The organism is Micromonospora sp. MH99 (assembly GCF_021442385.1).
In the GTDB taxonomy this organism is placed as follows: domain Bacteria; phylum Actinomycetota; class Actinomycetes; order Mycobacteriales; family Micromonosporaceae; genus Micromonospora.
The window spans coordinates 149,713-163,411 of the sequence record NZ_MUZA01000006.1 but is presented as its reverse complement, the minus strand read 5'-3'; the positions used below and the strand labels follow the sequence as shown (position 1 = coordinate 163,411).

Genomic DNA, 13,699 nt, shown 5'->3' with positions numbered 1-13,699 from the left:
AGCGGCGGCGTCGGCACCGGCCGCGGGGCGGTGGGCGCCGGCGGGGGCGGGGCGGGCTCGGCCGGCGCGGCCGCCACCACCACCGGTTCCACGGCCGACGGTACGACCGGCTCCAGCGCCGCCGGCGTCGACACCACAGGTGTCGCCGGTGCGGGCGTGACAGGTGCCGGCGTGACAGGTGCGGGCGTCAGCCGCGAGGTGACCGGCACCCGGGCCACGCCGACCACGATGGGCGGCGCGAGCAGGTCCACCACGTCTGCGGGAAGGTCGGGGCGGACCGTCGGCCAGCGGGAGTCGTCGACCGACCAGTAGGCCGCGCCGGGAGTCTCGATCACCCCCTGTCGGGTCAGCTGATCGTCACCGGACGCACGGTGCTTGGCCATCGGGATTGCCTCCACGAGCTGCGGGGTGCGGCCCTGCGGGTCGCTGCGGCGGACACCGAGGGAAACGACGCCGCCCGCCCAGCGGTGACGCTGTGACAGTTCCCGACCCCGCGCAGCCGCACCCCGGGTCCGGCGCGAGACACCCTCGCCCGGACCGCGTCCGGCGCGACGCGCCCCCGCCCGGACACCCGACGGAGTCCGGACGGGGGCGCGTGGCGGTAGTGGTCAGTCGAAGATCGGGGACTGCTCACGGGTGCGCTTGAGCTCGTAGAAGCCCGGGGTGCCGGCGACCAGGAGGACGCCGTCCCAGAGCCGTCCGGCGGCCTCGCCCTTGGGGCGCGGCGTGATCACCGGGCCGAAGAACGCGACCGGGCTGCCGTCCGGGCCGGGCGCGTGGACGACAGGGGTGCCGACGTCCTGCCCGACCGGGCGCATGCCGGCCTCGTGGCTGGCCCGCAGCGCCTCGTCGTACTCGGTGCTGTCGGCGGCGGCGGCCAACGCCGGGTCCAGGCCGGCCTCGGTCAGCGCGGCCACGTAGAGCTCCTGACCCCGCTCTTCCTTACCGAGGTGGATGCGGGTGCCGAGCGCCGTGTAGAGCTTGCCCAGCACGTCGTTGCCGTAGCGCTGCTCGGCGGCGATGCAGATCCGTACCGGGCCCCAGGCGGTGCTCAGCAGAGCCTTGTACTCCTCGGGCAGCTCGTCCCGGCCCTCGTTGAGCACGGACAGGCTCATGACGTGGAAGCGGATGTCCACGTCACGGACCTGCTCGACCTCCAGCAGCCAGCGGGACGTGATCCACGCCCATGGGCAAATCGGGTCGAACCACATGTCGGCGGTGACACGATCGGTCACGGTGAGGTCCCTTCGCGACGGGTGGCGCCGGCAGTCCGGCGTCTCACCTCGATCCTCACCCCACGGCGCATCGACCGGCACCCGAATGAGAGCGTGACCTCGCCCACCGCCGGGTGCCCGTACGTGGAAGACTCGGATCGGGCCGGACGTCACGAGCGGTCGGCAGACGGGCGCCGCCGGGCGTACGGCGAGACGTGGGATGGAGACGAACAGTGCCGGGAGTGCGTAACCTGACGCAGGTCGAGGCGACCGAGCGGGCCCGCCTGCTCGAGGTGACCGGGTACGACATCAGTCTGGACCTGTCGACCGCCGTGCTGGCGGCCGACGGCCGCACGTTCTCCTCGACGACCGAGGTCCGGTTCCGCTGCGGCGAACCGGGAGCGAGCACGTTCATCGAGCTGGCCGCCGAGACGGTGCGGTCCGCCACCCTGAACGGCGCCCCGGTGGACCTGTCCGACTGGTCGGCCGAGAAGGGCCTGACCCTCACCGGGCTGGCCGCCGAGAACACCCTTGTCGTCGATGCGGACTTCGCCTACTCCAACAGTGGGCAGGGTCTGCACCGCACGGTCGACCCGGTGGACGGCGAGACCTACCTCTACAGCCAGTTCGAGACTGCCGACGCGCAGCGGGTGTTCGCCTGCTTCGACCAGCCCGACCTGAAGAGCGTCTACACCTGGCACGCCACGGTGCCGGCGCACTGGCGGGTCGTGTCCAACATGCCGGTGCAGCGCGAGGAGCCGGCCGGCGAGGGGCTCAAGACCCTCCACTTCACCGAGTCGGCCCGGATGAGCACCTACATCACGGCGCTGTGCGCGGGTCCGTACCACGAGGTGCGGGACAGCCACGACGGCATCGACCTGGGCGTGTTCTCCCGGGCGTCGATGGCTCAGTACCTGGACTCCGACAACCTGTTCCTCATCACCAAGCAGGGCTTCGACTTCTTCCACGAGAAGTTCGGCGTGCGCTACCCGCTGCCCAAGTACGACCAGCTGTGGGTGCCCGACTTCAACGCCGGCGCGATGGAGAACTTCGGCTGCGTCACGCACGCCGAGTCGCACTACCTGTTCCGCTCGCAGGTCACCGACTTCGAGTACGAGCAGCGGGCCAACACGATCCTGCACGAGATGGCCCACATGTGGTTCGGTGACCTGGTCACCATGCGCTGGTGGAACGACCTGTGGCTCAACGAGTCGTTCGCCGAGTGGGCCAGCCACTGGTGCAACACCCACGCCACCCGGTTCACCGAGGCGTGGACGACGTTCCTGTCGATCCGCAAGAACTGGGGCTACCGGCAGGACCAGCTCTCCTCCACCCACCCGGTCTACACCGAGATGCCGGACATGGAGGCCGTCGAGGTCAACTTCGACGGCATCACCTACGCCAAGGGCGCGAGCGTGCTCAAGCAGCTCGTCGCGTACGTGGGTGAGGAGCCGTTCGTGGCCGGGCTGCGGGCGTACTTCGGCAAGCACGCCTGGGGCAACGCCACCTTCGACGACCTGCTCACCGAGCTGGAGGCGGCCTCGGGCCGGGAACTGCGCAAGTTCGCCGCGCAGTGGCTGGAGACCGCGCAGGTCAACACGCTGCGCCCGGAGGTGACGATCGCCGCCGACGGCACGTACGAGCAGGTGGTCGTGCGGCAGGAGGCGCCGACGGCGTACCCGACGCTGCGCACCCACCGGATCGGCGTGGGCCTGTACGACCTGACCGACGGGCAGCTGGTCCGCCGCGAACGCCACGAGGTGGACGTGACCGGCGAGCGGACCGACCTCGCCGACCTGCGTGGCGTCCGAGCCGCCGACGTGCTGCTGCTCAACGACGACGACCTGAGCTACACCAAGCTGCGTCTCGACGACCGGTCGATGGCCACTGTGGTACAGCACATCGGCGGCTTCGACTCGTCGCTGGCCCGCGCCCTCTGCTGGACGGCCGCGTGGGACATGACCCGGGACGCCGAGCTGGCGACCCGCGACTACGTGGCGCTGGTGCTGGCCGGGCTCTCCGCGGAGACCGACATCAACCTGGTGACCGCCACCCTGCGCCAGGCCACCACCGCGCTCACCCTCTACGCCGACCCGGAGTGGGCGCCCACCGGCTGGGCGGGGCTGGCTCGCTCGGCGAAGGACGCGCTGGCCTCCGCCGAGCCGGGCAGCGGTTTCCAGCTGGCCTGGGCGCGGGCGTACACCTCGGCCGCCCGGTCCGAAGAGGACCTGGCCACGCTACGGGGCTGGCTGGACGGCACCGGCGTGCCGGCCGGGCTGACCGTGGACACCGAGCTGCGCTGGACGGTGCTCGGGGCGCTGGTGGCCAACGGCGCGGCAGGTGCCGCCGAGATCGAGGCCGAGCTGGCCGGCGACCGTACCGCCAGCGGCGAGCGGGAGGCCGCGTACGCGCACGCGCTGGTGCCGACGGCGGAGAACAAGGCGGCCGTGTGGGCGCTGCTGACCGGCCCGGACGCGCTGCCGAACTGGCGGCACCGGGCGCTGTTGCAGGGCTTCGCCCACCCGGCGCAGGTGGAGCTGGTCGCCCCGTACCGGGAGAAGTACTTCGCGGCGATCGGCCAGGTGTGGGCCACGCGGGACAGCGAGCCGGCGCAGGAGTTCGCCCAGTTGGCGTACCCGACCTACCTGGTGGACGACGACACGGTGGCGGCGACCGACACGTGGCTGGCCGGTGAGGGCAACCCCGGCCCGCTGCGTCGACTGGTCGCCGAGGGCCGCGACGGTGTGGTGCGGGCCCTCAAGGCCCGCGCGAAGGACGCCCAGCAGCACTGACATCGCCGACATGGGGGTGGCCGCCCGCGCGGCCACCCCCATGTCGCTGACCTGAAGCAGGGGCAGCGCGCTGACCTGGCGCGGCGTAACGCGACGAAGCCCGACCTGCCGTGCGGCGGGTCGGGCTTCGACGTACGAGAAGGGCTCAGCCCTTGCCGGCGTGGCTGGCCAACTGGTCGAGGCCGTTGATGATGCCGCCGGCCAGGTCGCCGCCGCTGAACGCGCCGACCATGGAGAGCGCGGCCAGCTTGGCGTACGTGTCGGGGATGCGCTTGCGGGCGTGCCGCCCGGTGACGATCTCCAACTGGCGCTGGTTGGGCGACACGGCGATCAGCACCGACTTGTCGGGCTCGGCGAGCTGGCGGTGCAGCCGCTGGGCGTGCTCACGGATCGGCTCGTCCAGGCCGCCGACGAACACCGAGAAGACCAGGCCGGTGCCCCTGTCGGCCAGGCGCAGGGCCTCGTCGATGCGCAGCAGCTGGCGGGTCGAGAACGGCCCGTCCAGCACCTCGGGCGGGTTGTCCGTCCCGGCCTGCTTCTCACCAACGGTCACTTGCGCCTCCGGTTCCACCGGCCGGCGCCTCGACGCTGGCCTGCTCTAGCTTGTGGCTGGTCAGCGCGGGCGCCTGCGCCCCCGCGGTCAGCGCGGTGCCGGCCGAGTCGGCCAGCTGCTCCGGGCGGCCCAGGAACCAGACCGGAGTGAAGTCGAAGGGCCGGCCCGGCCGGTAGCGCTTGGCGCCACCGCCACCGCCGGTGGCACCACCACGGCTACCGGCGTACGACAGGCCGGCGATGACCAGCACCGCGGCCAACGGGATGCCGACGAAGACCAGCAACGTCTCGGTAACAGACAATCCCAACGCCCCCAGGCGGAAGAAGGACCTCGAACAATCGGGTCGGATGGACGATCATGATGGCGACCGGCCAACTCCGTCGCCATTCACGTTAGCGGAGTCGACGGCCCGCCAGATTGCGGGGTGCCGATCCCATCCGTCACTGGCGTGCTCCAGTTGCGCAGCGGTCGCGATGAGCCGCGCGTCGTCGCCGTACCGGCCGGTGAGGAGCACCCCGACGGGCAGGCCGTCGGCCGTGGCGCCCACCGGCAGGGACACCGAGGGATCGCCTGTCACGTTGAAGATCGCGCAGTAGGGCGAGAAGCGGCGTTGCCTGTCGAAATCGGCCGCCGGGTCGCCGTCGGCGGTGAACCAGCCGACGGGTGCCTGCGGGGCGGCCAGGGTGGGGCAGAGCAGCAGGTCACAGCCGGCGGTACGGGCGGCGCCGAGACGTACCTGCGACTGCAACTCCCCCAGGGTGGCCGCGAGCGTGCCGGCGCTGATCGCGGCGCCCCGGGCACGCATCAGCCGGGTCAACGGCAGCAGTTCCGCCTCCCGTTGCGGCGGCACCGGGGCGAGCGCCAACACGTACCAGAGGATCTCGAACAGTGGCCACACCGCGGGCGTGAGCGGCGGCGGCACCTCGACCACCTCGTGGCCGGCGCTGGTGAGCAGCGCGGCGGCCCGGTCGACGGCGGCCACGCAGTCGGGGTGCACCGGCTCGTCGGCGAGCATCGGTGTGGTGAACCGGCCGATCCGCAACCGGCCGGGCTCGGCCCGGCGGGCCGCGGCCAGGTATCCACCGGGCGGCGCGGGCGGCGGCAGGTAGGGCTCGCCCGGCACCGGCACGGCCATGACGTCGAGCAGTGCGGCGATGTCGGCGACGGTCCGCCCGAGCGGGCCGCTGGTGGGCAGCCCGAAGGCGCCCGAGCCGAGCGGCCCGCCGGAGACCAGGCCGCGGCTGGGCTTGTAGCCGATCAGGCCGCAGAGCGACGCCGGGATGCGGAGGGAGCCGCCCCCGTCGGACCCCTGGGCGATCGGCACGAGGCCGGCCGCGACCGCCGCCGCCGCGCCGCCACTGGAACCACCGGCGGTGTACGCGAGCTGCCACGGGTTGCGGGCCGGCGGCGCGACGCGGCCCTCCGAGTAGAGCGAGCAGCCCAGCTCGGAGGTGGTCGTCTTGCCGAGGCTGACGAGGCCGGCGGCCTTGATGAACCGGACCACGTCGGCGTCGACGGGCGGGACGAAGTCGGCGAACGCCGCCGAGCCGAAGGTGGTGCGCACCCCCGCGGTGAGCGTCAGGTCCTTGATGGCGGTCGGCACGCCGTGCAGCGGGCCACGCGCCTCGCTCGGGGCGGCGTCGGCGGCGCGGGCGGCCTGTCGGGCGAGGTCCTCGGTGACGGTGACGAACGCGCCCACGGTGTCGCCGAGCGCCGCCACCCGGCTCAGGTGGTGCTCGACCAGCTCGACGCTGGAGAGCTCGCCGCGGGCGATGGCGGCGGCCTGCTCCAGCGCCGTCAGGTCGTGCGGCTCGGCCATGTCCTCATCCTGCCCGCTGGGAGCGGCTGCCAGCGGACCGACACGGCGTCGGCGTCGGACTGCGGTCGACCGCACCACCCTGCCGGCGTCCTTTGCTCTGCTTCAACAGAGGAAACAGTCGATGTCCGATTATCGGACACGTGGTGTTGCCTGGATTGAAGCAGAGCAAAGGCAACGGAACAGGTCCGTCGACCCGTCGCAGCCGTCCGTCGTCCGAGAGCGCTACCAGGGGTACGCCGTCAGCGCTGCCCGTACAGGAAGCGCAGCGCGTTGGTGGATCGGAGCTTGTCGCGCTGGGCGTCGGTGAGGAAGTCGGCCCCCTCGACGACCGCACCGGCCGGTCGCTCGCCCAGCGGGTACGGGTAGTCGCTGCCGACCAGCACCCGGTCCTCCCCCATCGTGTCGACAAGCAGCCGCAGCGCGGGCGGCGCGAAGACCACCGAGTCGACGCTGAACCGGTCGACGTAGCTGCTGGGCGGGGCGACGGACGCGCCACGGACCAGGTCACCACGGCGGTGCCAGGCGTTGTCGGCGCGGCCGAGCCAGAACGGGAAGCTGCCGCCGCCGTGCGCGAAGCAGATCCGCAGCGTCTCGGGTACCCGGTCGAAGACGCCGCCCAGGATCATCGCCAGCACCGACAGGTGCGTCTCGGCGGGCATCCCGGTGAGCCAGCGGGCCATCCAGCGGTCCAGACGCGGGCCGTTCGGCATGTCCCACGGGTGGACGAAGACGGGCGCACCCACCTCGGCGCAGTGCGTGAGGAAGGTGACCACCCCGGCGTCGTCCAGGTCCCGGTCGCCGACGTGGTTGCCGATCTCCACGCCGACGTGCCCGGCGGCCAGACTGCGGTCCAACTCCGCGCAGGCCGCGTCCGGGTCCTGAAGGGGCACCTGACAGAACGGCACCAGCCGGTCGCCACCGGCAGCGGTGACCTTCAGGGTGAGGTCGTTGAAGATCCGGGCGACCTTCACCGCCTGGTCGGCCGGACGGTCGTAGCTGAAGAAGACGGGCGTCGGCGACACCACCTGCACGGCCACGCCGTCGGCGTCCATGTCGGCCAGCCGCGTCGAGGCGTCCCAGCACTCGGCGCCGACCGGACGGAACTCCGTCTCCCCCACCATGATCATGGCGGCGCGCTCGGAGTCGACCCGCAACCAGGGCCAGCCGGACCCGCCGCACGCCGCGCCGAGGTCCGGCCACCCCTTGGGTACGACGTGCGTGTGCACGTCGACGACACCTGCGGGCATCAGCCCTTGCCCGGGTGCAGGGTGCCGCAGTTGGCGCAGGTGCGCGCCTTCTCATCCGCGTAGAACGCCTGAAACACCGGTGGCAGGTCGGCCGCGATGTCGCGGACCTGCAACTCCACCTCGTGCACCTTGTTGCCGCAGCCGGGGCAGTACCACTGGAACGTCTCCAGCGTGCCCTCCTCACGCACCCGCTCGACGACCACGCCGATCGAGCCGGCCTCGGGGCGCTGCGGCGAGTGCGGGGTGTTGCGCGGCAGCATCCACATCTGACCCTCGCGCACGTGCACCGTACGCGGACCCTCCGGGGTCATCAGGTTGATGTGCATGTTGCCCTTGACCTGGTAGAAGAACTCCTCGTACGGGTCCACGTGGAAGTCGGTGCGCTGGTTGGGCCCGCCCACCACCATCACGATGAAGTCGTCGCCGCCGGGGAACATCTCCTTGTTGCCCACCGGTGGCTTCAACAGGTGCTGGTTGTCGGCGATCCAGCCCGGAAAGCTGAACGGCTCGGCGATCTCACTCACGACTGACCTCCCGAGGGAAGAAGGGCCACGGCCTGGATCTCGATGAGCAGGTGCGGGTGCGGCAGCTGGTGCACCGCCACAGTGGTGCGGGTCGGCCCGGACGCGTCGAAGAACTCCGCCCACACCTCGTTGTAACCGCCGAAGTCGTTCATGTTGACCAGATACGTGGTCACCTGGACGAGGTCGGTGAGGTCCGCGCCGACCGAGCGCAGCAGGTCGCCGATGTTCTCGATCACGGCCCGCGTCTGCACCCGGATGTCGAGGTTCGTCGTGCCGAACTCGTCGACCTCGACACCGGCGAAGCTGTTGTCCGGGCATCGCGACGACGTACCGGAGACGAAGACGAACCCACCGGCGACCTTGACGTGCGGAAATGCTCCGCGAGGGACGGCCTTGCCGGCGACGACGACCCCGCTCATGACGACGCCCGCAGGGACGCCGTGCCGAGCTTCTCGACGACCGCGCGGATGTGCGCGCCGGGACGCAGCGGCACCGCGGCGGTGGCCGCACCGGCCAGGAAGACCCAGCCGGACTGCAACCGCACCCCGTGCCGGCCGGCCAGCCGGATGCCCTCGTCGAGCGCCCGACGCGGATCGCCGAGGATCGCCGCCGTCGAACCGACCTGGGCCACCCGACCGTCGACCTCCAGCAGCACGCCCAGGTTGTCCAGCCCCGACGGCACCGGCGACCACGGACCGATCACGAACGCGGCGGCCGAGGTGTTGTCGGCGACGACGTCCGGCAGCGAGAAGCGGAAATCCGCGTACCGGGAGTCGATCAGCTCGATGGCCGGCGCGACCGCGCGGACCGCAGTGGTGAAGTCGCCGACCGGCTCGCCCGGCTCCGGCAGCCGATCCAGCAGGAACGCCACCTCCGGCTCGACCCGGGGATGGATGTACGCGGCCGGGTCGACCGTGCCGCCGTCGGGCACCCGCATCGCGTCGGTGAGCCGCCCCCAGATCACCTCGTCCACGCCGACCTGGGCCATCTTCGCCCGGCTGGTCAGCCCCATCTTCAGCCCGACCAGCCGCTCGCCGCGTTCCAGTCGGCGCTGCACCAGGGCGGCCTGCACGCCGTACGCGGTGTCCACGTCGAGACCGGTCTCGGCGGCGAGCTGACCGATCGCGGTGGCCGTGTCGGCCGCCGCGCCGAGCTTGTCGGCGATCCCGGTGATGTCCACGCCGATCATGCTGCGTCACCTTCCGTTCGCGACTGCGGGGCTCGCAAACCCGGCTCACTCCTCGCGCTCACAGCCTGCTCCTTGCCGGCCAGGTCGAGTGCCACGTCGACGATCATGTCCTCCTGGCCGCCGACCATCCGACGGCGACCCAGCTCGACCAGGATCGACCGGACGTCGACGCCGTAGCGGTCCGAGGCCCGCTCGGCGTGCCGCAGGAAGCTGGAGTAGACCCCCGCGTACCCCAGGGAGAGCGTCTCCCGGTCCACCTGGACCGGCCGGTCCTGCAACGGGCGGACGATGTCGTCGGCGGCGTCCATCAGCGCGAACACGTCGCAGCCGTGCTTCCAGCCGTGCAGCTCGGCGACCGCCACGAAGACCTCCAGCGGTGCGTTCCCGGCGCCCGCGCCCATTCCGGCGAGGGAGGCGTCCACGCGGACCGTCCGGCCGTGGGCCGCGTCGGTACCGGCCGGCGCGGACCCGGTGATCCGGCCGTGCTCGACCGCCAGCACGCTGTTGGCGACGCCGAGCGACAGGTTGTGGTGGGCGTGGATGCCGATCTGCGTCGCCGGGTCGAGGACCTGCCGGTACGCGTCGACCCGCTGCGCCACGTCCGACATCAGCAGCCGGCCGCCGGAGTCGGTGACGTAGACGCAGTGCGCCCCGTACGACTCCATGAGCTTGGCCTGCCCGGCGAGCCCGGCCGGATCGTTCATGTGCGACATCATCAGGAAGCCCGACACGTCCATGCCGTTCTCCCGCGCCCAGGAGATGTGCTGGGCGGAGATGTCGGCCTCGGTGCAGTGGGTGGCGATGCGGACGCTCGTCACCCCGAGCGCCTTCGCCGCCTTCAGGTCGGCGATCGTGCCGATGCCGGGCAGCAGCAGGGTGGTGAGCTTCGCGTTCGTCATCACCTCGGCGGCGGCGGAGATCCACTCGGCGTCGCTGGCCGCGCCGTGGCCGTAGTTGACGCTGGACCCGGCGAGCCCGTCGCCGTGCGCCACCTCGATCGCGGCCACCCCGGCGGCGTCCAGGGCGGCGGCGATGGTGCGTACCTGGTCGACCGTGTACCGGTGGGCGATGGCGTGCATGCCGTCGCGCAGCGTCACGTCCTGGATGTACAGGTCGGTCATGCCACCGCTCCCGTCGAACGCCTGGCGACCAGCCGCTCCGCGGTGCGCAGCGCGGCGGAGGTCATGATGTCCAGGTTCCCGGCGTACGCGGGCAGGTAGTGGCCCGCCCCGGAGACCTCCAGGTAGACCGACACCTGCAACGCGGTGAGCTGCCGCCCGAGCGTCGGCACGTACGCCTCGACGCGGTCGAACTGCACGTCCTGCTTGAGCCGGTAGCCGGGGACGTACTCCTGGACCGTCGCCACCATCTCGGCGACCGAGGCGGCGATGGCTGCGGTGTCGGCGTCGACGTCCGGGCAGAGGCAGTAGACGGTGTCGCGCATGAGCAGCGGCGGGTCCGCCGGGTTCAACACGATGATCGCCTTGCCCCGCTCCGCCCCGCCGACCACCTCGATGGCGCGAGCGGTGGTCTCGGTGAACTCGTCGATGTTGGCCCGGGTGCCCGGCCCGGCCGACTTCGACGCGATCGACGCGACGATCTCCCCGTACGCCACCGGGGTGATCCGGCGGACGGCGGCGACGATCGGCACTGTCGCCTGCCCGCCGCAGGTCACCATGTTGACGTTCGGCTCGTGCAGGTGCTCGTCGAGGTTGACCGGCGGCACCACGTACGGGCCGAGCGCGGCCGGGGTCAGGTCGACAAGCGTCCTGCCGTGCGCGCGCAGCACCTCGTCGTGGCGTCGGTGCGCGCCCGCCGAGGTCGCGTCGAAGACCAGTTCGACGTCGGCGAACTCGGGCATCGCGACCAGCCCGTCGACGCCGTCGGCGGTGGTGGCCACGCCGAGTCGGCGGGCCCGGGCCAGGCCGTCGGAGGCCGGGTCGATGCCGGCCATCGCCACCATCCGCAGGCTGTCACTGAGCCGGAGAACTTTGATCATCAGGTCGGTGCCGATGTTTCCGGAACCGAGCACCGCCACGCCGACGCTCACGCTGACTCCCCTCGGGTGAAGGCCGTACGCACCGAGCCGAGCCCGGAGATCCGTGCCTCGTACGCAGCCCCCGGGGTAACCGGCACCATCGGGCCGAGCGCCCCGGAGAGGACCACGTCCCCGGCGCGCAGCGGGTCACCGGCGCGGGCGAGGGTGCCGGCCAGCCAGTGCAGGGCGTGCAGCGGGTTGCCCAGGCAGGCCGCGCCCGCGCCGACCGAGACCGGCTCGCCGGCATGCTCCAGCACCATTCCGCACAGCCGCAGGTCGACGTCGGCGAGGCGGCGCGGCGTGGTGCCGAGCACGAAGAGCCCGCTGGAGGCGTTGTCGGCGACGGTGTCCACGATGGAGATGTCCCAGCCGGCGATGCGCGAGTCGACGATCTCGATCGCCGGCAGCACGTGGTCGACGGCGCGGATCAGGTCGACAGTCGTGATCTGCGGATCCGCGAGATCCTTGTCGAGCACGAACGCGATCTCCGCCTCGACCCGCGGCTGGAGCAGCCGGTCGATCGGCACCTCGACCCCGTCGCCGACCGCCATGGCGTCGGTGAGCATCCCGAAGTCCGGCTGGAACACCCCGAAGGTCTCCTGCACCGCCCGCGAGGTCAACCCGATCTTCGCGCCCACGCGGCGCTCGCCGCGACCCTGCCAGGCCCGCGTCTGGAGCTGCTGCACGCGGTACGCGGACTCGACGTCGCCCTCCGGCAGCAGCCGACCGCGCAGCGGCGGGCAGGGCTTGCCGGTGCTGCGGGCGTCGGCCAGCTCCCGGTTGGCGGCCTCGATGTCGGCTTCCATGCCCGCTCCCTCGCTACGGCTCACGACAGGTCCACGCAGACGTTGGTGAGTTCGGAGTAGAAGTTCAACGAGTGCACGCCGCCCTCGCGACCGATCCCGGAGGCCTTCACCCCACCGAACGGCGTGCGCAGGTCCCGCAGGAACCAGGTGTTGACCCAGACGATGCCCGCGTCCAGTCGGACTCCGGCCCGGTGTGCGACGCCCACGTCCCGGGTCCACACGGTCGCCGCCAGGCCGTACTCGGTGCCGTTGGCCAGGGCGTACGCCTCGTCCTCGGTGTCGAACGGCGCCACGTGCACGACCGGGCCGAAGATCTCCTCCCGGTTGGTGCGGGCGGCCGGGCCGAGGCCGGTGAGCACCGTCGGCTGCACGTACGACCCGCCGTCGCGGGCGTCACCGAAAGTGGGCGTGCCGCCGCCGGTGAGCACCTCGGCGCCCTCGGCGCGGGCCAGCTCGTACGCGCCGAGCACCTTCGCCCGGTGCTGCGGGGAGATCAGCGGCATGGTGGCGGTGGCCTCGTCGGTCGGCCAGCCGTACGCCAGCTCGCCGGCCCGCTTCGCCAGCCGGGCGGTGAACTCCTCGAAGACCGGCCGCTGCACGTAGATGCGCTCGGTGCACAGGCACACCTGGCCGCCGTTGGTGAAGCTGGAGCGCATCGAGCCGGCCACCGCCGCGTCCAGGTCGGCGTCGGCGAAGACCAGGCCGGCGTTCTTGCCGCCCAGCTCGAAGCTCACCGCCTTCACGCCGTCGGCGGCGGCCCGCATGATCGCGCCGCCGGTGGCCGACTCGCCGGTGAAGGTGATCGCGTCGACGCCGGGGTGGCGGGTGAGGAACTCGCCGGCCGAGTCCGGCCCGAAGCCGTGCACCAGGTTGAACACCCCGTCCGGTACGCCGGCGGCGGCCATCACCTCGGCGAGCAACGTCGCCGAGGCGGGCGTCTCCTCGCTGGGCTTGACCACCACGGCGTTGCCGCAGGCGAGCGCCGGGGCGACCTTCCAGGTGAGCAGCAGCAGCGGCAGGTTCCACGGCACGATGACCGCGACCACGCCGACCGGCTTGCGGACGGCGTAGTTCAGCGCCCGGCCGCCGGTCGGGGTGACAGTGGTGAACGACTCGGTGGGCGCGGTCGCGACGATCTCCGCGAACGCCCGGAAGTTCGCCGCGCCACGCGGGATGTCCAGCGTGCGGGCCTGGGCGATGGACTTGCCGGTGTCGGCGACCTCGGCGGTGACCAGATCGTCGAAGCGACGTTCCAGCTCGTCCGCGACACGGCGCAGCACCTCGGCGCGCTCGCGCTCCCCCATCCGGCCCCACGGCCCACGCAACGCCGCGCGGGCTGCCGCAACCGCGTCGTCCACGGTGGACCGCGCCGCCTCGACGACCTCGAAGACCGGCTCGCCGGTCACCGGGCTCACCTTGGTGAACGTCGACCCGCCGTCGACGAACTCGCCGCCGACGAAGTTGCGCAGCCGCGACGGCCCGGCCGGCGCGCGGCCGGTCATCAGCGTGGCGTCCCA

At 72.2% G+C, this 13,699-nt stretch carries 14 protein-coding genes; 1 reads left to right on the top strand and 13 read right to left on the bottom strand.

The genetic code is table 11. The features are described from left to right. Both B0E54_RS05605 and B0E54_RS05600 read right to left on the bottom strand, forming a co-directional pair. Window positions 1–383, bottom strand: a 383-nt coding sequence (locus B0E54_RS05605; protein WP_234582161.1) for a hypothetical protein, incomplete at its 3' end; no start/stop codon positions are given. A 225-nt stretch (window positions 384–608) separates the two neighbouring features. Continuing rightward, on the bottom strand, window positions 609–1,235 hold the full coding sequence (locus B0E54_RS05600; RefSeq protein ID WP_234582160.1) for a disulfide bond formation protein DsbA: 627 nt from the start codon (window positions 1,233–1,235) through the stop codon (window positions 609–611). A 221-nt stretch (window positions 1,236–1,456) separates the two neighbouring features. Between B0E54_RS05600 and pepN the strand changes: the two genes are divergently transcribed. After that, window positions 1,457–4,006, top strand: coding sequence for an aminopeptidase N (gene pepN / locus B0E54_RS05595; protein WP_234582159.1), 2,550 nt, complete (start codon window positions 1,457–1,459; stop codon window positions 4,004–4,006). A gap of 145 nt (window positions 4,007–4,151) precedes the next feature. Here the strand turns inward: pepN and B0E54_RS05590 are convergent, their stop codons facing one another. The 11 genes from B0E54_RS05590 to B0E54_RS05540 all read right to left on the bottom strand — a co-directional run bounded on the left by B0E54_RS05590 (window position 4,152) and on the right by B0E54_RS05540 (window position 13,684). Further along, on the bottom strand, window positions 4,152–4,559 hold the full coding sequence (locus tag B0E54_RS05590; RefSeq protein WP_234582158.1) for a DUF5130 family protein: 408 nt from the start codon (window positions 4,557–4,559) through the stop codon (window positions 4,152–4,154). Next, window positions 4,546–4,842 (bottom strand): hypothetical protein, encoded by a 297-nt coding sequence (locus tag B0E54_RS05585; protein ID WP_112584149.1) that lies wholly within the window; start codon window positions 4,840–4,842, stop codon window positions 4,546–4,548. The genes B0E54_RS05590 and B0E54_RS05585 overlap by 14 nt, the downstream gene beginning before the upstream one ends. A 72-nt stretch (window positions 4,843–4,914) precedes the next feature. Next, window positions 4,915–6,378, bottom strand: a complete 1,464-nt coding sequence (locus B0E54_RS05580) for an amidase (protein WP_234582157.1) — start codon at window positions 6,376–6,378, stop codon at window positions 4,915–4,917. Between the two features lie 239 nt (window positions 6,379–6,617). Continuing rightward, window positions 6,618–7,625 carry an amidohydrolase family protein gene (locus B0E54_RS05575; RefSeq protein ID WP_234582156.1) on the bottom strand — a complete coding sequence of 336 codons (1,008 nt, stop codon included), beginning with the start codon at window positions 7,623–7,625 and terminating at the stop codon, window positions 6,618–6,620. Next, window positions 7,625–8,149 (bottom strand): 3-hydroxyanthranilate 3,4-dioxygenase, encoded by a 525-nt coding sequence (locus tag B0E54_RS05570; protein ID WP_234582155.1) that lies wholly within the window; start codon window positions 8,147–8,149, stop codon window positions 7,625–7,627. The genes B0E54_RS05575 and B0E54_RS05570 overlap by 1 nt, the downstream gene beginning before the upstream one ends. Next, window positions 8,146–8,568, bottom strand: a complete 423-nt coding sequence (locus B0E54_RS05565; protein ID WP_234582154.1) for a RidA family protein — start codon at window positions 8,566–8,568, stop codon at window positions 8,146–8,148. The genes B0E54_RS05570 and B0E54_RS05565 overlap by 4 nt, the downstream gene beginning before the upstream one ends. After that, window positions 8,565–9,338, bottom strand: coding sequence for a 2-keto-4-pentenoate hydratase (locus B0E54_RS05560; RefSeq protein ID WP_234582153.1), 774 nt, complete (start codon window positions 9,336–9,338; stop codon window positions 8,565–8,567). The genes B0E54_RS05565 and B0E54_RS05560 overlap by 4 nt, the downstream gene beginning before the upstream one ends. Next, a complete protein-coding gene (gene dmpG / locus B0E54_RS05555) occupies window positions 9,335–10,459 on the bottom strand; it encodes a 4-hydroxy-2-oxovalerate aldolase (RefSeq protein ID WP_234582152.1) in 1,125 nt (374 codons plus the stop codon). Before dmpG ends, B0E54_RS05560 begins: the two co-directional genes overlap by 4 nt. After that, window positions 10,456–11,388 carry an acetaldehyde dehydrogenase (acetylating) gene (locus tag B0E54_RS05550; RefSeq protein WP_234582151.1) on the bottom strand — a complete coding sequence of 311 codons (933 nt, stop codon included), beginning with the start codon at window positions 11,386–11,388 and terminating at the stop codon, window positions 10,456–10,458. The genes dmpG and B0E54_RS05550 overlap by 4 nt, the downstream gene beginning before the upstream one ends. Further along, on the bottom strand, window positions 11,385–12,182 hold the full coding sequence (locus B0E54_RS05545) for a 2-keto-4-pentenoate hydratase (protein WP_234582150.1): 798 nt from the start codon (window positions 12,180–12,182) through the stop codon (window positions 11,385–11,387). Before B0E54_RS05545 ends, B0E54_RS05550 begins: the two co-directional genes overlap by 4 nt. A gap of 20 nt (window positions 12,183–12,202) precedes the next feature. Continuing rightward, window positions 12,203–13,684 carry a 2-hydroxymuconic semialdehyde dehydrogenase gene (locus tag B0E54_RS05540; protein WP_234582176.1) on the bottom strand — a complete coding sequence of 494 codons (1,482 nt, stop codon included), beginning with the start codon at window positions 13,682–13,684 and terminating at the stop codon, window positions 12,203–12,205. Between the last annotated feature and the right edge of the window lie 15 nt (window positions 13,685–13,699).